The sequence below is a fragment of the Planococcus sp. MSAK28401 genome, from assembly GCF_018283455.1.
Taxonomy (GTDB): Bacteria; Bacillota; Bacilli; order Bacillales_A; family Planococcaceae; genus Planococcus; species Planococcus alpniumensis.
Window position 1 is genome coordinate 764,436 of the sequence record NZ_JAAMTH010000001.1, and the last position, 24,136, is coordinate 788,571.

General features: G+C 48.7%; 16 protein-coding genes. 11 read left to right on the forward strand and 5 right to left on the reverse strand.

Features of this window, described 5'->3' with window-relative positions; genetic code table 11:
* Positions 1-14: 14 nt before the first annotated feature.
* Both G3255_RS03910 and G3255_RS03915 read left to right on the forward strand, forming a co-directional pair.
* Entirely contained in the window at positions 15-1,739 is a 1,725-nt protein-coding gene (locus G3255_RS03910; RefSeq protein ID WP_349291413.1) for a glycoside hydrolase family 35 protein, read from the forward strand.
* Between the two features lie 31 nt (positions 1,740-1,770).
* Complete coding sequence (locus tag G3255_RS03915; RefSeq protein WP_211653380.1) at positions 1,771-3,801, forward strand: beta-galactosidase; 2,031 nt, start codon at positions 1,771-1,773, stop codon at positions 3,799-3,801.
* A 387-nt stretch (positions 3,802-4,188) separates the two neighbouring features.
* On the opposite strand, the gene G3255_RS03920 is transcribed toward G3255_RS03915, so the two are convergent.
* The 4 genes from G3255_RS03920 to G3255_RS03935 are packed head-to-tail and all read right to left on the reverse strand — an operon-like array spanning position 4,189 to position 9,007.
* Positions 4,189-5,286 (reverse strand): ABC transporter ATP-binding protein, encoded by a 1,098-nt coding sequence (locus G3255_RS03920; protein WP_211653381.1) that lies wholly within the window; start codon positions 5,284-5,286, stop codon positions 4,189-4,191.
* A gap of 42 nt (positions 5,287-5,328) precedes the next feature.
* Positions 5,329-6,825 (reverse strand): UDP-glucose--hexose-1-phosphate uridylyltransferase, encoded by a 1,497-nt coding sequence (gene galT / locus G3255_RS03925; protein WP_211653382.1) that lies wholly within the window; start codon positions 6,823-6,825, stop codon positions 5,329-5,331.
* Entirely contained in the window at positions 6,822-7,823 is a 1,002-nt protein-coding gene (gene galE, locus G3255_RS03930) for a UDP-glucose 4-epimerase GalE (RefSeq protein ID WP_211653383.1), read from the reverse strand. Before galE ends, galT begins: the two co-directional genes overlap by 4 nt.
* Positions 7,820-9,007, reverse strand: coding sequence for a galactokinase (locus tag G3255_RS03935; protein ID WP_442757070.1), 1,188 nt, complete (start codon positions 9,005-9,007; stop codon positions 7,820-7,822). Before G3255_RS03935 ends, galE begins: the two co-directional genes overlap by 4 nt.
* A 104-nt stretch (positions 9,008-9,111) precedes the next feature.
* Here G3255_RS03935 and G3255_RS03940 point away from each other — a divergent pair, with 104 nt between their 5' ends.
* The 6 genes from G3255_RS03940 to G3255_RS03965 all read left to right on the forward strand — a co-directional run bounded on the left by G3255_RS03940 (position 9,112) and on the right by G3255_RS03965 (position 19,562).
* Positions 9,112-10,263, forward strand: coding sequence for an ROK family transcriptional regulator (locus tag G3255_RS03940; protein WP_211653385.1), 1,152 nt, complete (start codon positions 9,112-9,114; stop codon positions 10,261-10,263).
* 50 nt (positions 10,264-10,313) lie between these two features.
* Positions 10,314-11,360 (forward strand): aldose epimerase family protein, encoded by a 1,047-nt coding sequence (locus G3255_RS03945; protein ID WP_211653386.1) that lies wholly within the window; start codon positions 10,314-10,316, stop codon positions 11,358-11,360.
* A 340-nt stretch (positions 11,361-11,700) separates the two neighbouring features.
* Complete coding sequence (locus G3255_RS03950) at positions 11,701-12,597, forward strand: hypothetical protein (RefSeq protein WP_249222059.1); 897 nt, start codon at positions 11,701-11,703, stop codon at positions 12,595-12,597.
* A 381-nt stretch (positions 12,598-12,978) separates the two neighbouring features.
* Positions 12,979-15,774, forward strand: a complete 2,796-nt coding sequence (locus tag G3255_RS03955) for a bifunctional diguanylate cyclase/phosphodiesterase (protein WP_211653387.1) — start codon at positions 12,979-12,981, stop codon at positions 15,772-15,774.
* Positions 15,775-16,014: 240 nt separating this feature from the next.
* On the forward strand, positions 16,015-17,739 hold the full coding sequence (locus G3255_RS03960; RefSeq protein WP_211653388.1) for an ABC transporter ATP-binding protein: 1,725 nt from the start codon (positions 16,015-16,017) through the stop codon (positions 17,737-17,739).
* Complete coding sequence (locus G3255_RS03965; RefSeq protein WP_211653389.1) at positions 17,736-19,562, forward strand: ABC transporter ATP-binding protein; 1,827 nt, start codon at positions 17,736-17,738, stop codon at positions 19,560-19,562. The genes G3255_RS03960 and G3255_RS03965 overlap by 4 nt, the downstream gene beginning before the upstream one ends.
* 63 nt (positions 19,563-19,625) lie before the next feature.
* On the opposite strand, the gene G3255_RS03970 is transcribed toward G3255_RS03965, so the two are convergent.
* A complete protein-coding gene (locus tag G3255_RS03970) occupies positions 19,626-20,219 on the reverse strand; it encodes a class I SAM-dependent methyltransferase (protein WP_211653390.1) in 594 nt (197 codons plus the stop codon).
* 246 nt (positions 20,220-20,465) lie between these two features.
* Between G3255_RS03970 and G3255_RS03975 the strand changes: the two genes are divergently transcribed.
* The 3 genes from G3255_RS03975 to G3255_RS03985 all read left to right on the forward strand — a co-directional run bounded on the left by G3255_RS03975 (position 20,466) and on the right by G3255_RS03985 (position 23,979).
* A complete protein-coding gene (locus G3255_RS03975; RefSeq protein ID WP_211653391.1) occupies positions 20,466-21,968 on the forward strand; it encodes a phytoene desaturase family protein in 1,503 nt (500 codons plus the stop codon).
* A 309-nt stretch (positions 21,969-22,277) separates the two neighbouring features.
* The gene (locus G3255_RS03980; RefSeq protein ID WP_211653392.1) at positions 22,278-23,195 is read left to right on the forward strand and encodes an ABC transporter ATP-binding protein; all 918 of its coding nucleotides are present in this window, start codon (positions 22,278-22,280) and stop codon (positions 23,193-23,195) included.
* Positions 23,196-23,211: 16 nt separating this feature from the next.
* Positions 23,212-23,979: an ABC transporter permease gene (locus G3255_RS03985; RefSeq protein ID WP_283092932.1), complete on the forward strand. Its 768-nt coding sequence runs from the start codon at positions 23,212-23,214 to the stop codon at positions 23,977-23,979.
* Positions 23,980-24,136: the final 157 nt, after the last annotated feature.

Consider the following 24,136-nt stretch of genomic DNA (forward strand, 5'->3'; position numbering starts at 1 on the left):
TAGGAGGCGTCGATGTGCTGACTGCTAAAAATGGATCGTTTTATTTTGAAGGAGAATCATTCCAAATATTGTCAGGTGGCATGCATTATTTCCGCACTGTGCCGGAACAATGGGAAGACCGCTTGCAGAAATTAAAAGCGCTCGGGCTGAATACAGTCGAAACCTATATCCCGTGGAATTTCCATGAACCGAAAAAAGGCCAATTCCACTTTTCCGGAATGGCGGATATCGAAGGCTTTATCGAGCTGGCACATCGCTTAGGGTTGTATGTCATCTTGCGCCCGGCGCCGTATATTTGCGCAGAGTGGGAAATGGGCGGTTTGCCGTCTTGGCTGATGAAAGACAAAAATTTGGTGTTGCGAAGCAGCGATCCGGCTTTTCTCGGGCATGTGGGAGATTATTTTGCGGAATTGCTGCCGAAATTCACTAAGCATCTATACCAAAACGGTGGCCCGGTCATCGCTATGCAGATCGAAAACGAATACGGCGCATATGGCAATGATTCGGCATACCTCGATTTCTTTAAAGCGCAATACGAACAACATGGACTTGATACCTTCTTGTTCACTTCAGACGGTCCGGACTTTATCACGCAAGGCTCGATGCCGGATGTGACAACGACCTTGAATTTCGGGTCGCGTGTGGACGAGTCATTCAAAGCACTCGATGCCTTCAAACCGGATTCGCCGAAAATGGTGGCCGAGTTTTGGATCGGCTGGTTTGATTACTGGTCAGGGGAACATACCGTACGGAGCGGGGACGATGTCGCTTCGGTCTTCAAGGAAATCATGGAAAAGAATATTTCTGTCAATTTCTATATGTTCCACGGCGGCACGAACTTCGGCTTCATGAACGGCGCGAACCATTACGATATCTACTATCCGACGATCACCAGCTATGATTACGACAGTTTGCTGACAGAAGGCGGGGCGATTACGGAAAAATACAAGGCGGTTAAAGAAGTGTTGCGTGAGTATCGGGAAGTACCAGCCGATTTCGAGGAGAGCGTCTCTGCGAAAGCGTACGGAACTGTCACGCTGACCGAATCGGCCAGTTTGTTCGATGTTCTAAAAGACATCAGCGAGAAAGTCGAGCATATTGTGCCGCTTTCAATGGAAGATATTGGCCAGGCTTACGGCTACACGCTGTACCGGACGACCGTCAACCGGCGGGGCGAACTGAAAGTCAGCTCAAAAGACATCCGCGACCGCGGCTTTATTTACATCAACGGCCGCCATGTGGCAACGACGTATATCAACGACGAGGAAAAAATGCTGACACTGGATTTCCCGGAAGCGGTGAACACGCTCGAGATTCTTGTGGAAAATATGGGGCGCGCCAATTACGGAGAGCATTTGACCGACCCGAAAGGCTTGGTCAACAATTTATGGCTCGGCGAGCAGTATTTCTTCCACTGGGACATGTTCAAAGTGGAACTCGAGCAGTTGCCGGAAAGCTACGGAACGGGAGAAGACCCGCGCTTCCCGAAATTCTTCCGCGGCTCGTTTGATGCCGAAGAAGGCTTGGATACGTATGTCGACACGCCCGGATTTACGAAAGGCAATGTCTTCATCAACGGCTTTAACCTCGGCCGTTATTGGAACACCGCCGGTCCGCAGCAACGCCTATACTTGCCAGGCCCGTTATTGAAAAAACAACACAACGAAATCGTCGTACTGGAACTGGAACAGACAACGACGGATCAAATCCAATTGCTGGATGAGCCGAAGCTTAGCTGAGTGATGGTTATTATAGAAGGGATGGAATCAAATGATCAACGATAAATTGCCGAAGATTTGGCACGGCGGGGACTATAACCCGGAACAATGGGATTCACAAGAAATCTGGGACGAAGATGTGCGCATGTTCAAACTGGCTGGTATCGACGTCGCGACCTTGAACGTTTTTTCATGGGCGCTCAATCAGCCGAATGAAGATACGTATAATTTCGAATGGTTGGACGACAAAATCAACCGTTTGTACGAAAATGGCATTTACACATGCCTCGCGACAAGCACCGCGGCGCATCCTGCGTGGATGGCGAAAAAATACCCCGACGTGTTGCGCGTTGATTTCTACGGCAGAAAACGCAAATTCGGCAGCCGACACAACTCGTGCCCGAACAGCCCGACATACCGTGAGTATTCCGAGAAAATCGCCGACAAACTAGCCGAGCGCTACAAAGACCATCCGGCGGTCTTGATTTGGCATGTGTCCAATGAATACGGCGGCTATTGCTATTGCGACAATTGCCAGGACGCTTTCCGTGTGTGGCTGAGCGATAAGTACGGCACGCTTGAAAAGCTCAACAAAGCGTGGAATACCGGATTCTGGGGCCACACATTCTACGAATGGGACGAAATCGTCGCGCCGAATATCCTCAGCGAAGAGCGCGAAGACAACGTCTCAGACTTCCAAGGAATCTCCCTTGATTACCGCCGCTTCCAATCGGACAGCCTGCTTGATTGCTATAAGCTCGAATACAACGCGATCCGCAAGCATACGCCGAACATTCCGATCACGACGAACTTGATGGGCACCTATCCGATGCTCGATTATTTCAAATGGGCAAAAGAAATGGATGTCGTGTCGTGGGATAACTACCCAGCGATCGATACGCCGTTCAGCTATACGGCGATGACGCACGATTTGATGCGCGGCTTGAAGAGCGGACAGCCGTTCATGCTGATGGAGCAGACGCCGAGCCAGCAAAACTGGCAGCCGTACAACTCCTTGAAGCGCCCGGGCGTTATGCGTTTGTGGAGCTATCAGGCAATCGGCCGAGGGGCGGATACGATTCTTTATTTCCAACTGCGCCGTTCGGTCGGGGCTTGCGAGAAATACCACGGAGCGGTCATTGAACACGTCGGGCACGAAAATACGCGTGTCTTCAACGAAGTGGCGCAAATCGGCAGTGAATTCAACCAGTTGGGCGATACTTTGCTCGATGCGCGGGTCAACGCCAAAGTGGCGATTGTCTTTGACTGGGAAAACCGCTGGGCGACAGAGCTGTCGAGCGGTCCATCCGTGTCGCTTGATTATGTCAATGAAGTCCATAAATACTACGACGCGTTGTATAAATTGAACGTCCAAGTCGACATGGTCGGCGTCGAAGAAGACTTGAGCCAATACGATGTCGTCATCGCGCCGGTCTTGTATATGGTGAAAGAAGGCTACGCAGCAAAAGTCGAGCGCTTCGTCGAAAACGGCGGCACCTTCATCACGACCTTCTTCAGCGGCATCGTCAACGAAACCGATATCGTGACACTCGGCGGCTACCCGGGCGAATTGCGCAAAGTGCTCGGCATTTGGGCGGAGGAAATTGACGCGTTGCATCCGGACGAAACGAATGAAATCGTCATGAACGGATCTCGCGGAAGTTTAAGCGGCAGCTATTCCTGCAATTTGCTGTTCGACTTGATCCACACAGAAGGCGCGCAAGCAGTCGCTGAATACGGCTCTGATTTCTATCAAGGCATGCCGGTCCTCACCGTCAACGAATTCGGAAAAGGAAAAGCTTGGTATGTGGCATCGAGCCCGGACGCAGAGTTCTTGGTCGATTTCCTGCAAACAGTATGCGAAGAAGCAGGCGTCGAGCCCTTGCTTTCCGTACCGGAAGGCGTCGAAACGACTGAACGCGTCAAAGACGGCCAGACGTATTTGTTCGTACTGAACCACAACAATAAAGCAGAATCGATCGACTTGAAAGACAGCCAGTACAAGGAACTATTGTCTGCCCAGCAATTGAGCGGCACGGTGGAACTCGAAGCCAAAGGCGTCTTCATCTTAGCGAAAGCATAAGCAGTTGTAATAGAAACAAACAAAAACCCATGCACAGCGCCCGGCTATTGGAAATCAATCCAACGGTGGAGGGGCGGGTGCATGGGTTTTTATTGTTGAAAATTTTTGGGAAAAACCGCTCAGTTGAAAAATTCTATAATCCGCTTTGAAATAAAAAAGATGTTAACCTTTTCTACACTTAGAAGTCAATGACCTGTCTGAGTATTTGGAGAAGCGTTCGCTCGACTCCTGTGGGACTAGCGGGTTTGAGAGACCCCGCAGGAACGCAGTGACGAGGAGGCTCGATTCCCGCCCCACGGAAAGCGAGCGATAAGCTTCGGAAAATACGGTTTCCTGAGTTTCTCTACATACAGAAAAACCCGGCCAGAACTTTGGCCGGGTTTCCTTTTATTTAATGCGCAATTCCGATTCGCTGTCGAAGAAATGGGCTTTATTCATATCGAAGGCCATGTCAATCGTCTGGCCGGATTCTACATTGAAGCGGGCATCTACGCGCGCAACAAAATCCTGTTCGTTCACATTCGAGTACAAGATGATCTCCGAGCCCATCAACTCCGCCACTTCTACATAAGCTTTCACTTTCGTATGCGGTGAATGTTCGAGGAACAAAGGTTCATCGTGGATGTCTTCCGGACGGATGCCCAAGACGATTTCTTTGTCTTTATAGCCCTGGTCGCGCAGTGTCGCAAGCTTGCCTTCAGGGACGAGCACTTTGACATCGCCCATGACGAACGAATCGCCAACGATTTTCCCGCGCAGGAAGTTCATGGACGGCGAGCCGATGAAACCGCCGACGAACATATTGTCCGGCTTGTCGTATACTTCTTTCGGCGAGCCGACTTGCTGGATAAAGCCGTCCTTCATGACAACGAGGCGAGTCGCCATTGTCATCGCTTCTGTTTGGTCATGCGTAACATAGACAGTCGTTGTTTGCAGGCGGCGATGTAATTTTTGGATCTCCGTGCGCATCTGTACGCGCAGTTTGGCATCCAAGTTGGACAAAGGCTCATCCATCAAGAATACTTCAGCATCGCGCACAATGGCACGCCCGAGAGCGACACGCTGGCGCTGTCCGCCTGAGAGCGCTTTCGGTTTGCGGTCCAAATAATCATCAAGGCCGAGAATGCTCGAGGCGTTTGCCACGCGCGTCTTGATCTCGTCTTTTTTCATTTTGCGCAGCTTCAAGCTGAACGCCATATTGTCGTAGACGCTCATATGCGGATACAGTGCATAGTTCTGGAACACCATCGCGATATCGCGATCTTTTGGCGAAACGTCGTTGACGCGTTTGTCGCCGATGTACAAGTCGCCTTCGGTGATTTCTTCCAAGCCTGCGATCATCCGCAAAGTAGTGGACTTGCCGCAGCCTGAAGGGCCAACAAGTACGAGAAACTCCTTGTCGCGGATTTCCAGATTGAAGTCCTGAACGGACACGACCCCTTTTTCGTATTCTTTTCGGATATTCATTAAGTTTAAGCCTGCCATATAAATCCCTCCCATGTATGTAAGTGCTTTGTGTAATTGCGGTTAAATGGTTTCTGCTCTTTGTTCATTAACGGCATGGATAAATCGCTTGAATGCCTGAGTTTCTTTCAACACGCCGGCATCTTCCAAGATCCGGACGAATTTCTTGCCCAGTTCTTCCCGCACGAGCGCTTCGGCTTGTTCGCGGTTCGCGATTGGACCGGATTGTGCTTTTAATTGCTCCGCCCAGTCCTGATGCGCGGGTTCTACACGATTCGTTTCGCCGAGCAGGAATTCCTGGATTTGTTCCAGTTCTTGTTTCAAGCGAGGCGGCAGCACCGCGAGCCCCATCACTTCGATCAAGCCGATATTCTCTTTTTTGATGTGATGGACATCTGCATGGGGATGGAAAATCCCCGCAGGATGCTGCTGTGTCGTACGGTTGTTTCTCAACACCAAATCGATTTCGAACAGCCCGTCGCGTTTTCTGGCAATCGGTGTGATGGTGTTGTGCGGCGTATCCCCGGTGAAGGCGATGACGTCCGCCGCTTCATCCGAATATTGCTTCCAAATCTGTAAAATCTCATCTGCGGCATCCACCAGTTCGTCGATGTTTCCGCCTCTCAAGCGAATGACCGACATCGGCCAGTTGACGACAGATGCCCGGATGTCCGGGAATGAATCCAAGTGGAACGTAAACGCATCTTCAGCGCGCGTCATCGCGAATTCGTAACGGCCCGCCTGGTAATGGTCGTGGCTCAGGATGGACCCGCCGACAATCGGCAAATCGGCATTCGAACCGACGAAGTAGTGGGGGAACTGTTCTGTAAACTTCAGCAATCGTTCAAAGCCGCCGCGGTCGATTTTCATGTCGCGGTGTTCTTCGGATAGAAGGATGCTATGTTCATTATAATAGACATAAGGCGAGTATTGGAAATACCAATTTTCCCCGGTGAGCGGAATATTGACGACGCGGTGGTTGGCGCGTGCCGGATAGCCGATCTGCCCCACGTAGCCTTCATTTTCCTTGCACAATAAACATTTCGGGTAGCTGAGCGTTTGCTTCATTTCGCGTTCACGTTTGATTTGTTCCGGGTCTTTTTCCGGTTTGGACAAGTTGATCGTAATGTCCATCTCGCCGTAAGGGCTGGCGTGCTTATAGGAAATATTTTTTCGGATCCGGTTCATTTGAATGTAATTGCTGTTTTGGCTCAATTCGTAAAAATAATCGGTCGCAGCGATTGGCGACTCCGCGTATTTGTCGTTGAACGCGGCATTGATGGCGGAAGGCCTGGCGACGAAGCAGTTCATGATATTCGCCGACAGCATTTCCTTGTCATCCAAGAGATTTTGGATGACGCCGTTTTCAACTGCGTAGTCGATGAGCTCTTCCAATAAATTGGGGATGCTGTCGTCTGTTGGCTCGACAGCTTCTTCCGGGAAGGCGTCCAGTTCAAGCAAGTGCAGCACCTGGTTGCGGGCATAATCGATATCGTCCCCTTCGATCAATCCAGTTGCCAAGGCTTTATGGATGAGTCCGGCAAGCGTTTGGTGAATCATAGCTTAACCTCTTCTCCGTAGCCTGCAGGATGAGCGGAATGCCAGTTCCAGGCATCTTCAATGATTTTCGTCACCGAAGTATGGCTTGGATTCCAGCCGAGAATGCGTGTCGCTTTTTCTGTACTGGCGACAAGAACGCTTGGGTCGCCTGCCCGGCGCGGCCCGATTTTGACAGGAATGTCTTTGCCGGTGACAGAACGCGCGGCAGAAATCATTTCATTGACCGAGAACCCTTGGCTGCTGCCGAGGTTGAAGACATCATTTTCTCCGCCGTTCCGTAAGTATTCAAGTGCCAACAAGTGGGCGTTGACGAGATCTTCGATATGGACGTAGTCGCGGATGCACGTGCCGTCCGGGGTGTCGTAATCGTCACCGAAAACGGTGATTTCCTCACGCTGTCCGAGGGCTGCCTGCAAAATGATTGGTACGAGATGAGATTCAGGACGGTGATCTTCTCCGATTTCGCCTGTCGCCCGTGCGCCCGCTACATTGAAATAACGCAAGGAAACGAATTTTAACTCATGTGCCACGGACGTCCACTTCATCATTTTTTCCATCGTCAGCTTGGTTTCGCCGTAAGTGTTGGTCGGCTGCGTCGGCATCGTTTCGGTGATCGGTACGGCTTCTGGCTCGCCGTAAGTGGCGGCCGTCGAAGAAAAGACGATGTTCTTGACGCCGTGTTTTGTCATGGCCTGCAACAGTACTTGTGTGCCGTATACGTTATTGTCAAAGTACTTTAACGGATTTTCCATTGATTCGCCGACCAGGGAGTTGGCAGCAAAATGAAGCACTTCGTCGATTGACTCATTTTCGAATACGCTATCCAAGAAGTCCGCGTCCCGGATATCGCCTTCGTAAAAAATAGCTTCCGGGTGGACCGCTTGCCGGTGCCCATTCTCCAAATTATCGACGACCACGACTTGCATGCCTTGGTCGATTAATTGATAAACCGCGTGAGAACCGATATAGCCGGCTCCGCCTAATACCAATACACTCATAATTGCCACTCCTCTACTAGCTCTTTTGCCCCGTCAGAGATTTTCGTTTCGTAAAACGATGGGGGATAACCGAAATCTTCGCTATAGACAGCCGTCAGGTTTTTTTTGAAATTGTCGATCTGCGCCTGCTCGACGATGGCAATCGCACAGCCGCCAAATCCTGCCCCGGTCATCCGTGCGCCGATGACACCGGGATGGCCCCATGCCGTTTCCGCGATTTTATCAAGTTCCGCGCCCGTAACTTCGTAATCGTCACGAAGCGAGACGTGGGAGGCGTTCATCAAGTTTCCGAACGCTTCGATATGGCCTTGCTGCAGTTCGCTGAGCGCACGCACGGTCCGTTCATTTTCGTAGACAGCGTGCTTGGCGCGTTTTCGGTTGATGTCGTTTGCGATCAAATGCTTGTGCTGCTCGAATTGTTCGCCGGTCAATTCGCCGAGGCTATCGATCGGCAATTCTGTCCGCAAATCCATCAAAGCCTGTTCGCATTCGCTGCGGCGTTCGTTGTATTTGGATGCGGCGAGCGTCCGCTGTTTATTGGAATTGATGATGACGATTTCATAGCCGTTCAATTCGACCGGTGCGTAACTGAATTCCAGCGTTTGGCAATCCAGCAGCATCGCGTGGTCTTTTTTACCTTTGCCAATAGCGAACTGGTCCATGATGCCGCTGTTGACGCCGAGGTAATCGTTTTCAACTTTTTGCCCCAGGCGGATCATCTGCAGGCGCTCGATCTCCAAATCGAATAGCTCTTCTAGCACCACTCCTGTCGCCATTTCAATGGAAGCGGAAGAGGAGAGGCCGGCACCATTTGGAATATCTCCATAAAATAAGATATCCATGCCCGAAGAAATCGAAAAACCATTTTCGATAAATGTGTGGATCATGCCTTTCGGGAAGTTCGCCCAGTCGTGATCGGAATTGAAAGACAAATCGTTAAGTGTGCACTCGATGATTCCGGTATCCGAAAAGTTCATCGAATAAAAACGCAATGTTTGGTCGGTGCGCTTTCGAGCAATCGCGTAAGTGCCGAGTGAGATGGCGGCTGGAAACACATGGCCACCATTGTAATCGGTATGTTCACCGATCAAATTGATGCGGCCGGGCGCGAAAAAAGATCGCGGGGTGTCAGTGGTCTGAAAGATATCCTGGTAGTTTTGCAGCAAATCTGGCTGTGTCATCATGTCCCTCCGATACTTTGTAAATTAATTTAATTAACATAAGTATATGGTATTTTGTTAAACTATTCAATAAAGAAACTGAAAACTTTAAAAACGGAGGAATCAGCATGCGCCAAGGCAGCTTTCAATGGATGAAATCGATGAACAAATCGATCATCCTAAATAAAATCAGAACGCAAGGGCCAATCTCCAGGGCGCAGATTGCGCGCGAGACCAACTTGACTCGTCCGACAGTGAGTAGCAATGTAAAAGAATTGATCGACCAGAACATTGTCGAAGAAAGCGATATCGGCCAGTCCCAAGGTGGCCGCAAACCGACGATGCTGGTCATCAATCACGGCGCTTTTTGCATTCTCGGAGTGGATGCCGGCCCGGATTCGATCGAATGCATCGTGGCGGATCTCTCCGGAAAAGTGCTTGAAAGATCCGAAACCCAATTGCAATTGCCGACCGATAATGAAAAGTTTCTCGACGCCTTGAAACGCTGCATCCAAGACTGCCTGGTGAAAACGACAGGCAAAGACGTCGTCGGCATCGGAGTTGCCATGCACGGGGTGGTGGATGTCGAGACGGGGATGTCACTGGTGGCACCGAATTTAGGGCTCACCGATATCCCGATCAAAGAAGAGCTCGAGAATACGTTCGGCCTGGAAGTGAAAGTAGAAAACGATGCACGCGCCATGGCGCTTGGGGAGTTTTGGTTCGGCGATCATGGTGAACTCGAGAGCATGCTTGCAGTCAATATCGGCCGTGGCGTGGGTGCAGGGATGATCATCGGCGGAAAGCTATATCATGGCTCCTCCGATATCGCTGGGGAGATCGGCCATATGACAATCGATCTGAACGGTCAGGTGTGCGAATGCGGCAACCGCGGCTGCCTGCAGACCTTTGTCGCGGGACCCGCAATCACGCGGAACATCAGCGAGAAAACAGCGCAATCACTGAGTGCGGAGCAAGTTTTCGAACAAGCGCTGGGCGGCAATGAAGCCTGCATCGAGGTACTGACACAAGCCGGAAGGGCGATGGGCGTTGGGCTGACCAATCTGATCCATATCGTCAATCCGGAAAAAATCGTATTGGGCGGCGGCGTTTCCAAAGCACAGCAATTCATCCTGCCGGCGATCCGTGAAACGATTCAGGCGTCTGCATTGACGCAATCGGCAAGCCGGACGCAAGTGGAAATTACTAAGCTTGGCGACGACGCCACGTTAATCGGGGCAGTGACGCTATTGTTGGTGGACGTCTTTGAACTGACGTAAAGCGAATGGTTGTGTAGGGGGATATAAACATTGGAAGGGTGATCAACAAGATGACAATTACTAAAAAAGCATTCGGCCAAATCAATGGCCAAGATATCACGCGCTATACACTGACAAACGACAAGGGCTTTCAAGTCTCGTGTCTCGACTACGGCTGCATCATCACGGAAATCCTTGCGCCAGACCGAGACGGTTTGTTGGAGAATGTAGTACTCGGCTTCGATACATGGGAAGAGTACGGAAGCAATCCGCATTATTTCGGTGCCGTCGTCGGGCGTTTTGCAGGCCGCATCCAAGAAGGGGCTTTTACAATAGAAGGAACGGATTACCAGCTCGCCAAAAATTCCGATGGCCAGCATTTGCACGGCGGCCCTGGCGGCTTTCATTCGGCTATCTGGAAAGCGAAATTGATTGAGAATGAGCATGAATCAATTGTGGAATTTACCCATTTCAGCCCGGACGAAGAAGAAGGGTTTCCCGGGAATCTAACGATGACGGTTCGCTACATCGTGAAAAACGATGAAAATCAATTGACGATTGCCTACTTCGCGAACTCCGATAAAACGACCTTGCTGAATGTCACCAACCATTCCTATTTCAACTTGAGCGGTGATTTCAAGCGGACGGTTGTGGATCATCAACTGGCCATCCCAAGCAGCCAATACGCGGAGTTAAACGGCAACATGCTTCCGACCGGTACACTGGTGCCGGTAGAAGAAGATCCGCTGTTTGATTTTCGCAAAGGCAGAACCATCCGCGAAGGGACAGACTCTAAGCATCCGCAAATCGAACTGGTCGGCGGCGGCTATGACCATCCGTTCCTATTGGATAAAGAAGCTAAGCCGGTGATCAAGCTTAAAGACGAGGAAAGCGGGCGCAGTTTGCAGGTCGAAACGACAGAACCGGCAGTCGTCTTGTACACCGCCAACCACATCGGCGGCCCGTATTCATTCAAAGGCGTGGCGGCACAAAACCAGCTCGGGCTTTGCCTCGAAACGCAAGGGATGCCGGATTCCATCCATCATCCGCATTTCCCTTCTGCAATTTTAAAAGCAGGGGAAGTGTTTGAGTCTCAGACGGTTTACCGTTTTTCGTAGTGCTGTCCCTGTGCACCGCACAATTCAGGCCATGGAAACCGCGCGAATATGGGAGTGAGGGGTGCAAACGCCCCTGTGCACGACACAATTTCAAGCAAAAAGGCAAGCGCAATTTTTGCGCTTGCCTTTTTTGTGCTTTAATGACCATTTCACATCGTCTACCTGCAGGGGCCTGTGAAATAATATATAAAAAAATGCCATAAATTTTAAAGTAATAAGTTCTAAATATTTAGGTATTATTATTTTTTGTATGATAAAATAATCATAAAAATATTATATAGGTAGTTCGATAATCACCGCACCCACTTATGAAAATCATCAGCCGAAAAGAGGAAATCCATTGAAAATCCACGTTAAAAAGTTTTTTTATTCCGCCTTGGCCACTTCTATTTTATTAATGGGAGCGAGCAGTGGTGTTTCAGCCAATGAAACAGCAGGAAACGTCAATCCACAAACGTATGAAGCCTACTCCCAGCAAGATGCTAAGTATTCGAAGAAAGCCGTAAAAGCCATCAGTGAAGCATTGGGGATGGATGCCAATTCCCAACAAGCTATAGCTGCGATCAACCAGCTGCCCAAAATAAAGGCATGGGAATACTATTTGTCTAGGTTTGGCAAAAAGTTGAAAGGCAACGAAATTCGCCAAGCAGTGGAAGACATTTTTGATATCGACTTGAACTACGTGTCAAAAAATGACTACGGCAGCAAGCTTTCGATTTACCCAACACCTGTCATGGAATCCGTGCGCGCTTCTTTGAATGAAGAAGTTACCTCTACTGCAAAAGACGAACGCATTATGAATATGTCCAAAAACGAAGTCATGGATCGCTATATTAAACAACAAGATTACGCGCTAAGTGGAGCACAGGCGAGCTTATTGATCAACCAAATTTTTGGCGTAAATCTGGTAGGGATTTCAGGCTTGGAAGGCAAGCAGCTTGCCATCAGCTCGAAGGGGCAATGGATTGTAAAAAGCGACAGGGATTTGTTTATTCTCGAATCCAGTCTTGATGATGTAGATGTTTCGATTTATGCAGGCCCTTATCTTCAAGAGTTGACGGGCGGCAGTGAATTACCTGCGCCATTAATTGCCAAGCTGACAGAATTAGGATTTACGTATAATGAAACAGAACAACTTCTCTATTATAAAAACCCAACTGGTGAATCGGTTCCAGATGCATTCAAGGGGCAGTTGATCGGAATCCTTTTGGGCACGATTGCGCAAGTGAATGGTTAAGGAACCCAAGGTTTAAAAGAATATCCAGATGAACCCTGCAGCTGCCTTTGCGGCAATTGTGGGGTTTATTGTGTTTTCATTATTTGGCGTTGTGCTTAATCGCGGGTTCTCAGCCAGATAGCAAGGGCATTTGGCCTGTAAATTAGATGATTGTTCTTTAAATTTCAATATTAACAGGGATGAAAATGAATGTTTTAAATTAAGTTGTGGGATAAAAGTAAAAATTAACTATTTAAGCTATTTTTTTATACGGTAATATAGTAGTAGAATAGTGCGTTCGAAAAGTAAAGAACAGGAAGTAAACGAAAAGTAAATCATTACACTGTCTTGTTTTGTCACCTTTTGCTGTGGCGAGCGAGTTAAGTATTGGGGGTTTGAATCATGGAAAAAAATCAAACGAGATACTCCCGCTTGGCCCATATCACAAAATTAATCAATACAAACTTGGAGCTGCGCCCGTTGCTTGAACAAGTGGTAATGGTCATTTCTGAAGAAGTGATGCGCTGTGATTCGGTAGGCATTTATTTGCCTCAAGAAGATGGAAGATTCCGTGGTTATGTAGGCAAGCCTGAAGTCATCAACGGCATGACACTCGATATGCATGTCGTGGATACGGACTATGATTTATTGGCGAAAGAAGTAATTGAGACGCAGCAAACCATCTATATCCCTGACACTGCAAATGACCCTCGCCCAGACCCAAGGGCCGTTGCTGGCTTTGGCATTAAATCTTTATTGGCGCTTCCGATTTCTTATGAAGGCGAGTTGTATGGGCTGGTATTCTTATTCGATTACGGGATTCCCATGGAGTTGACGACCAATGAAATTCAAACGGTTGAAGCGTATGTCAACATGGCTGGAGTGGCCATCAGGAATGTGAATAATTTAAAACGTAAAGAAAGCTTGTTGTCTGAGAAACAGATGCTTTTGGATTTGACGCGGGATTTGTCGATGAGTTCGTTGATGCCCGAGGTGATGGAGATTTGCCTTTACTATACTGGGAAGGTATTGAACAATGACAATATCGGAGTCCATTTATTGGATCCGGTGGCCGGCACCAAATTAAAGCCATCCCATTTAAGCGCTGAAAGTGAATGGGATGAAGAAGAATGGCTGGAAAGGCACAAGGAAATGGGATTTGACCCTTCGACAGATCCCGCGTTTGAAGCAGTCATGCGCTCCAAAAAACCGTTGTATATTCTGGATGTGGAAAAAGATAACCGGGTGAATCAGGAAATGTGCAAGGCATTCGGCATCGAACGGATGCTAATTCTTCCGTTTGTCACAATGGGGGAAATGCTCGGTGCTATGGTGCTTGTGAGTTTTGATAAAACCGAAGCAGTTTTCAGTGAATCGCATATTGATTTGGCGCAATCCATTGCTGAAGCAACCGCTTCAACCTTATCCAATTTGTTGTATATGGAGAAGCAGGAGATGTTGATCCAGGAAAGAACCTCAGAAATACGTGTGAAAAATATCGAGCTGAAACAAGTGATCGCCCAGTTGAAGAGTCTCGGGCGGGAAAATGAATTGGTTTTGAGTTCGGTGGAAGAAGGAATTTTCGGGCTTGATCTGGATGGCAAAATCACTTTTTGCAACCGGGCGGCAGAAGTAACATTGGGATATGCGAAAGGTGAACTGATAGGGCAGTGCTATAGCATCATTTTGAATAAAGATACTGAATTATCGACGGATTCGCTTTCCCTGAAACAGGATTTGAAGTTCCGGAAAAAGAACGGTCTCGAGTTTTCGGTAGAATATGTCGTGTCTTCTGTGAAGGAAGAAGGAAAGATGATCGGGGAAGTCGTGACATTCCGGGATATAACGAAAAGAAAGCAATTGGAAAAAGAAATTACCCATCTTGCTTATTACGACCATTTGACGGACTTGCCGAATCGGGCATTGCTGGAGTATTTTCTAAAGCAGGAAATCGACAAAGCGAAATTAGCCGGGCAGAAATTAGCTGTGCTGTACCTGGATTTGGACCGCTTTAAAATCATCAATGACAGCCTTGGCCACAGCTATGGGGATATTTTATTGAAAGACGTCGCCAAACGGATAAGTCAATATGTGCCGGATCAGGCATTCGTTTCCCGCCAAGGAGGGGATGAATTCACCATTGTGCTGCCTGCGTTCGATAGCCTGGCAGAATTGATGGATTTAGTCGGACGCTTAGTGGATTCATTTGCGGATGCATTCATATTGAAAGGAAACGAAGTTCATATCAAAGCCAGCATCGGAATCAGCATGTTTCCTGAAGATGGCGAATCTGCAGAGATATTGATCAAAAATGCAGATGCCGCAATGTACAAGTCGAAGGAAAAATCCGGTACGTACTATCATTTCTTCAGAAGCGAGATGAATACCCGCAATATGGAAAGCATATTTCTTGAAAATGCATTGTATAAAGCATTGGAGAATGAAGAACTGTTGCTCCATTTCCAACCGCAAGTCGACTGCAGGACCGCAAGAGTTACAGGTGCCGAAGCATTGATTCGATGGAATCATCCGACCCGGGGCATGGTTTCCCCGATAGAATTTATACCGACAGCAGAAGCTACAGGGTTAATTGTGCCTATCGGGAAATGGGTGTTGGAGAAGGCCTGCATCCAATTAAAGAAATGGCATGAAGAAGGCCGTACCGAGATGTCAGTTTCTGTGAATATGTCGGGGAGGCAATTTGAAGAGGATGATTTGGTTTCGATGATTGAAAGCATACTAATGGAAACTGGTGCAGCTCCTGAATGCCTGCATATTGAATTGACTGAAAACCAGATTTTCAGAAATACTCATATGACACTTGATAAAATGAGGGAACTCAAAATGCTGGGGGTCAAAATCGCACTGGATGACTTTGGTACGGGATATTCATCGTTAGGGTATTTGAAAAATTTCCCAATCGACACATTGAAAATTGACCGATCTTTCATGGTCGATATTTTATCGAATAAAAACAACGCAGCCATTACGAGCACGATCATTACGCTTGCGCAAAATCTAGATTTGAATGTTATTGCAGAAGGTGTCGAGACAAAAGAGCAGCTGGATTTTCTGGCTGCGAGAAATTGCTTTAACATTCAAGGGTATTATTACAGTAAACCTTTGGAAGTGGGAGAATTGGCAAAGTATATGAATCGGGTTGCGCCGATTTTGACTAGTGATTTTCCACGTTCGTAACACGATTTAATAGGTATTTCAGTTATTTATAAAACATAATGAATCTCCTCCAGCCCACGCTGGCAGGAGATTTTTTGTGCAGAAAATCCGATACTTCAAAATTGACGGGCCGCAGCAATCGGAGTAGCTTAAAATCAATAAAACAACTCTTTCTGTGTGAGAAGCTTCATGAATGAATGATGAAAGATGTCATTTGTTGAGGATTCGAGAAAATTGTGAGCTGTAGGAGGGGGCAGTGAAATGATAAAAATCCTAAAAAACCTTAGTCCCTATAAATGGATTGTGTTAGGTGTCATTGCTTTGGTGTTTGCGCAGTCGATGGCGGAGCTGTTTTTGCCGACTTTAATGGCTGACATTATCGATAACGGAGTTGTTCAAGGGAACATCCCATATATTTGGAGAATCGGGGGCTGGATGCTTTTAGTATCTGCGGTCGGCGCTGGAGCAGCTGTCTTTGCCAGTTACTATTCAGCCAAGGCAGCGATGGGGCTCGGGCGCGATCTGCGGCAGAAAGTCTTCAAGCACGTCGGCCAATTTTCTTTGCAGGAATTCGATGAGGTAGGCACAGCTTCGCTTATCACGCGGACAACAAATGATATTACGCAAGTTCAGCAAGTCGTCATCATGATGCTGCGCATGGTCATCAGCGCACCGGTCATGCTGGTTGGCGGCTTGATTTTGGCAGTTTCAAAAGACGCACAATTATCTTTGGTCATCATTGGCGCGATGCCGGTATTAGCTGTGTCGATCCTGCTCATCCTGAAATACGGCATTCCATTGTTCCAGCAAGTGCAGAAACAGCTGGACGGCTTGAACTTGGTGGTGCGGGAAAATTTGACGGGCATCCGGGTCATCCGGGCTTTCAACCGCGAAACCGAAGAAAAAGCGCGCATGCAAAAAGCCAACCGGGAGCTGGCAGATGTCTCCATTAAAGTGAATAAAGTGATGGCATTTTTGATGCCGGTCATGATGCTGGTCATGAACATGACTGTCGTCGCCGTCATTTGGTTCGGCGGCATCCGCATCAGCAACGGGGCCATGCAAATCGGGGATTTGATGGCGTTTATCCAATACGTCATGATGATCATGTTCGCACTTGTAATGGCGTCTTTTATGTTTGTCATGATTCCGCGAGCTGCCGTGTCAGCTAAGCGCATCAACGAAGTGTTGGAGATGCAGCCAGCGTTCCAAGATCTTGGCACGAAAAAAGCGGACCGCGAGCGTGGCACCTTGGAATTTGAAGATGTGACGTTTTATTATCCGGGAGCATCTGAGCCGGCGCTATCGAATGTCAATTTCACAGCAAAGGCTGGAGAAATGACCGCATTGATCGGAGGTACAGGTTCCGGCAAGTCAACACTCGTTAATCTGGTGCCACGTTTTTATGAGGCCACAAGCGGCACGATTCGTGTCAACGGTGTCGATATACAGGAAGCCCCCCAGCAAGAAATCCGGTCAAAAATCGGTTTTGTGCCACAAAAATCCATTCTTTTCACAGGAACGATTGCGGACAATATCCGTTTCGGCAAGCAGGACGCGAGCCAATCGGAGTTGGATCAGGCAGCAAGCATTGCGCAGGCACAGGAATTCATCAATCGAATGGAAGGCGGTTATGCAGCTGAAATCGAGCAGGGCGGTTCGAATCTATCCGGTGGGCAGAAACAGCGTTTGTCGATTGCCCGTGCGTTGATCCGTAAACCGGATTTGTACATTTTCGATGATAGCTTTTCCGCACTTGATTTCAAGACGGACGCCAAGCTGCGTAAAGCGTTGAAAAATGAAACGAAAAATGCCACGGTGCTATTGGTCGCCCAGCGTGTCAGCACAGTCGTTGACGCAGACCGCATCCTTGTTTTGGAAAAAGGACGTGTGGTAGGCATGGGAACCCATGATGAGCTGTTGGAATCCAATGAAGTGTACCGTGAAATTGCGCTATCCCAGTTGTCAGAGGAGGAGATCGCATGAGCCAAATGGGACCTCCACGCCCTGGAGCGAGTATGCCGGCGGAAAAAGCGAAAGATTTCAAAGGAACTTTCCGCCGGCTCGTCTCTTATTTGAAACCGCGCAGGAAAAAATTAGCGGCGGTCTTTATCGTTGCGATCCTTAGTACCGTTTTCGCAATTATCGGTCCGAAAATCATGGGGATGGCAATCACCGAATTATTCGAAGGCGCTTACGGCCAATTGCAAGGGGTGCCTGGCGGGGGCATCGACTTTGGTGTTATCGGCCAGATCCTTGCTGTGCTTGCTGGACTGTATTTGTTCAGCAGCCTGTTCAGTTATATCCAGCAGTATATGATGTCAACGGTGGCGCAGGACACGGTCTATGATTTGCGTCAGGATGTCAATAAAAAGCTGGAGAAATTGCCGCTCGAGTATTTTGACGGCCGGCCAAATGGCGAAACCTTAAGCCGCATGACCAATGATATCGACACCATCGGCAGCACTTTGCAGCAAAGCTTGACGCAATTCATCACGTCCATCGTGACGCTCGTCGGGATTCTCGTGATGATGCTGACAATCAGCCCTTTGCTGACTTTGATCGCAGTCGTGTCCTTGCCGCTGTCGTTATTTGTCATCGGGCCGATTTTAAAACGATCACAGAAATACTTCAGCAGCCAGCAAAAAAATCTCGGTCGCCTCAATGGCCACGTCGAGGAGATGTACACCGGCCATCAAGTGGTCAAAGCGTTCGGACATGAAGCCAAATCGAACGAACAATTCGATGCGGTCAATGATGAGCTGTATGACGCCGGACGCAAAGCGCAGTTCATCTCCGGGATCATCATGCCGATGATGAGTTTGATCGGCAATTTGAGCTATGTGCTGATCAGCATCGTCGGCGGTGTATTGGTCATCCAGCGCTCCATTTCAATCGGGGATATCCAGGCATTCATTACCTATTCCAAACAATTCACCCAGCCGATCACCCAGACGGCCAACATTGCCAACATCATCCAGTCGACGGTAGCCGCAGCGGAGCGGGTATTTGAACTATTGGACGAGCAAGAGGAAGTGGAGGCAGTGACGACCTCTGTATTGGCACGGGCAAAAGGAGCAGTGGCCTTTGAAGATGTCGACTTTGGCTATGGCGATAACTTGCTGATTGAAGGGATGAACATCGATGTCCAGCCGGGGCAAACGGTGGCAATTGTCGGGCCTACCGGCGCTGGTAAAACGACGTTAATCAATTTATTGATGCGTTTCTACGAACTGAAAGGCGGCCGCATCACCATCGACGGCCTGGATTCACGGCAGATGGCACGCCATGAGCTGCGCCACAACTTCGGCATGGTGCTGCAGGATACGTGGCTCTTTAACGGCACGATTCGTGACAATATCGGCTACGGCAAAACCGGCGCTTCTGAAGAAGAAATTTATGCAGCGGCACAAGCGGCACATGCCGATCATTTTATCCGGACTTTACCGGATGGCTACGACACAGTGATAAACCAAGAGGTATCGAATATATCACAAGGGCAAAAGCAATTATTGACCATTGCCCGCGCGATCCTCGCCGATCCGCCGATAATGATCTTGGACGAAGCTACTTCGAGTGTCGATACAAGGACGGAAATCTTGATCCAGCAGGCGATGAACCGCTTGATGGCAGGGCGCACGAGTTTTGTCATCGCACATCGGCTGTCGACGATCAAGCATGCCGACCTGATCCTGGTCATGGATCAAGGGAAAGTCATTGAACAGGGCACGCATCAACAGCTGCTCGACAAAGATGGCTTTTATGCGGATTTGTACCGCAGCCAGTTTTCAGCGAAAGTGGCAATTTAAAATCAAAAAAGCCTTCGTGCAGAGGATGCACGAAGGCTTTTTTGGTAGTGTGCGAAACTTGAATCAATGCGGTTTCCGGCTCTCAATGGTCAAAAACAGTCCGCCGTAATAGGATTCTACCTTCACAATTTCCAGAGGGGAGCGATTCACCAAATCGAGTGTATCGCGGTTCAAATGGCAGCCGTCACATAGCTTTTTCCAGACGGGTGTCAAGGATTCCTGGGTTTTGCCCATGAGCGGCTGGTCCATTTTGACGTGCTCGAACATGAGGATTTGGGCGCCGGGCTTGCTGACGCGGTAGATTTCTTCGAGTGCTTTGACCGGGTCTGGAATCGTGCAGAATACCAAAGTCGCGACGACGGTATCGAAGGTTTCATCGGCAAAGGGCAGTTTTTCAGCGACTGCTTTGTACGTGCGAATCGGCGTCTTCGACTGTCGGATGCGTTTGCCGGCCTGTTTGCTCATCTCCGGATTTGGTTCGATGGCATCGACCCGTTCGGCATTTTGATAATAGCGGAAGTTTGCACCTGTTCCGAAGCCGATTTCGAGCACATGCCCTTGCGCTTTTTGAACCAGGCCGGCGCGGATTTTTTCAAAACGCGTCTTCTCGAGCGGTTTCATGGCCGTATCGTATATATGCGGTAAAAATCCAGCCATAGTGATCAACTCCTGTCTTGTGTATTGCGTCTTTCTATACCATTCCACTTTGCTGGTCAATGTCCTGTTTATTCCTGAAATGAACGGTTTGTCTAAGATTATACAAAAACTATACAATCAGCGTTTTTAAGCTTATTATGAAGGGAATAACAAGGACAATGGCAAGGTATTGAAGAAATCTCCGTACAGGCGGTTTTAGTGTAAAAAAGAAGGATACATATTTCATTATAAAGGGGCGGTACATATATGGGGGAAGCGAAGAAATCCGTAATCGTGATCGGAGGCGGCCTTGGGGGCTTGTCGGCGGCGATTTCATTGCAGCAAAAAGGCTATGAGGTTTCGTTATATGAAAAGAACGAGCATATCGGTGGGAAAGTGAACCGTTTGGAGCGGGACGGCTTCGGTTTTGACCTGGGCCCGTCTATTTTGACGATGCCGCATATTTTCGATCGCTTGTTCCAAGGCAGCGGCAAGAAAATGACGGATTATGTGCCGATGCAGCGCTTAGAGCGTGAGTGGCGCTCGTTTTTCCCGGACGGCACGGTGATCGATCTGTACCATGACCTTCATTTGATGGAGCGGGCGAACCCGGCACTGTCAAAAAAGGACATGAAGGAATACTACGCGCTGCTCAAGTACGCGAAGCGGATTTACGAAACGACCGAGCGCAGCTATTTGAAGGAAGGCTTTGAATCGCCGAAGGAGGCCGTCGCACAAAACGGCATCCTTGCGACTCTGACCGGATTCGATTTGACCTCGACGATGTACAGCGCGATTTCCAAGCGCATCAATAATCCTCATTTGCGCGACATGCTGTCGTATTACGTAAAATACGTGGGGTCTTCGCCGTATAGCGCACCCGCCGTGCTCAATATGATGATCTATATGCAACACGCGCAAGGTTGCTGGTATGTGCCGGGCGGCATGCATAACTTAGCTGGCGGCATGGAGAAATTGGCGCGTGAAGAAGGCGTACAGATCCATACCGGCATGGGCGTGATTCGTGCCTTGACGAGTGCAGAAGGCAAGATCACCGGCGTCGAACTCGAAGACGGCAGCTTCCAAACCGCTGATTATTACGTATCGAATATGGAAGTCATCCCGTTCTATCAAAAAATGGTCAAAGCGGAGCATGAGTTTGTCGATAAGCTCGAGAAGAAATACGAACCGGCAAGTTCCGGGCTCGTCTTGCATCTCGGCGTCAAGAAAACCTATCCACAATTGAACCACCACAATTTCTTCTTCTCGGACAATTTAAAAGAGCAGATGGACAAGGTGTTCGAGCGTCATGAGTTGCCCGACGACCCGACAATCTATCTCGTCAACGTCAATAAGACCGACCCGACGCAGGCGCCGGAAGGGCATGAAAATATAAAAATTCTTCCGCATATCCCGTATATCCAGGACAACCCGTTCACACCGGAACAGTACAAGGAATTCGAAGAGCGTGTCATCGATAAGCTCGAACGTATGGGGCTCGACGGCTTGCGCTACAATATCGTCGTACGGGATGTCTGGACGCCGCATGATATCGAACGCGTCTACGGTTCGGACCGCGGCGCGATTTATGGAACGGTCTCCGACAAGAATAAAAATGGCGGCTTCAAACACAAAAAGCAAAGCGAACTATACGACAATCTGTATTTTGTCGGCGGTACGGTCAACCCAGGCGGCGGCATGCCGATGGTGACCTTGAGCGGCCAGCAAGTGAGCGATAAGATCGTTAAACGCGACCAGACGAAAAAATGACTGCCGGTTTTTCTTTTGACTTAAACTTCACGGGCAGTCGCTCAATTTTCTGCTTGAGCCGTACTTGAAAAAATTCTAAGGAAACCGATGGTCCAAATAATTAGAGCATAGACGATTTATTAAACGGTGGCTTATCATTTGGGCTTTCACCGCTTCCGCTGCAACAGCAGCAGGAGCGGTTTTTTATTTGCCACTATCAATGCGGTGAACTTTTTTAAGGCTACAACGAAGTGCTTGCAGTTTCCCATCTCAGCCTAAAGGTCTTCTGGCTTCTTCATCGAATAGTTAGGGGAAAAGGAGAGGGTGAAGATGGAGGCAGTCATCGAAATTAAAAAAATATCAAAACGCTATAAAGGTGTGCAGGCGGTTGAAGGCCTTTCATTGAAATTGAAGAAAGGGGAGATTTACGGATTTATCGGGCTGAACGGTTCAGGGAAAACCACCACCATACGCATGATGCTCGGGATGATCAAGCCGAGCGAAGGATCCTGCTGGCTCTTCGGCAAAAAGGTCACTTTGTCTAACTATAAAGTATGGGAGAAAGTCGGTTATCTGGTGGAAACGCCGTATGCTTACCCCGAACTTACGGTGGAAGAGAATTTGGAGTTGTTTCGCCGTTTTCGCCAAATTGAAGACCCAGGGGCCGTGAAACAGGTGATTGAAGAACTGAAATTAACGGCTTATGCCAAGCGGAAAGCAAAACATCTTTCACTGGGAAATGCCCAACGCCTTGGAATAGCCAAGGCCTTATTGCATCAGCCCGAAATCCTCATTCTGGACGAGCCAGTAAATGGATTGGATCCTGCCGGAATCGTGGAAGTCCGGGAATTATTGCAGGGCCTAGCAGCCGCTAAAGGCGTGACCATCTTCCTCTCCAGCCATCTCCTCAGCGAAATTGCGCTGATTGCCGATAAAATAGGGATTATCCATCAAGGCCGCTTAGTTGAAGAGTTTGAGGGGAACCAACTGAATCGCCTGATTGAGCGGAGGCTGCTGGTGAAGACCCGGGACGATAGCGCTGCGGCAGCCGCTTTATTAAAGTCGGGGATTGCTTGCCGGATAAATCACCATGGATTTATTGAAATCGAGGAGGAACATTTACTCGACTGCCCGGAAGTCATTTCGAGCCGGCTGGTGGAGATGGGGTTTCCGCCAACTTATTTAAACGTGGAAGTGGAAACGCTGGAATCTTATTTCATGAGATCTATCCAAAGGAAAGAGGGGTAAAGCAATGGCTTATTTCATGGCATCATTGCAGGCTGAAGGTATAAAAATCAGGAACTCCAAAATGATTTGGATTACATTAGCGATTTTTACTTTGGCGCCGCTCATGGGAGGATTTTTCATGTTTGTGCTGAAGGATCCGGAACTTGCCAGAAACTCGGGGCTGCTGGGGGATAAAGCGCAAGTGCTCGGTGAAGCGACTTGGCCGGCATATTTCAGTTTGCTTGCCCAAATCATTGCGGTTGGGGGAATTATCGTTTTCGGCTTTGTCACAAGCTGGGTATTCGGCCGGGAGTATGCTGATCGGACCATCAAGGATCTATTGGCTTTGCCGGTCCACAGAAGCGTCATTGTGCTGTCCAAGTTTATCGCCATTTTCTTGACATGCTTAATGCTCGGTTTGTATGTGATGGTAATCGGGGTGTTGATCGGCGTAATTATCGGCTTGCCGCAAGGGTCTTCTTCGGCAGCGTTAGACGGGTTTTATCTCTTGGCGATTACGGCCACATTAACAGTGGCGCTAAGCCCGCCGGTCGCTTTTTTCGCATGTCTCGGAAAAGGGTTTTTGGCGCCTCTTGGATTTGTCATTGTCATGGTGGTATGTGCGCAGGTAATTGCTGTTATCGGCTACGGGGAATATTTTCCGTGGGCCGTTCCTGCGCTGTACAGCGGCATGGCAGGAACGTCGGGCGGTGTGGAATCCGTCAGTTTTTTCCTTGTGGGGTTCACGGCAATCGCCGGATTTGCGGCAACGGCCAGCTGGTGGCTTTTCGCCGATCAGCAATGAAATAAAGAGTATGTAATCTTGCCTTTATCTGGAGCAATACTTTCTAAGAATTTCTCTATTTCAGCTTAATGCAGACTTCCCAATCTCCCTAATCATTGCGTTAATGACACTGAGCTTGATCGAAAATTAGACATGCTATTCCAACAGGCAAATTTTC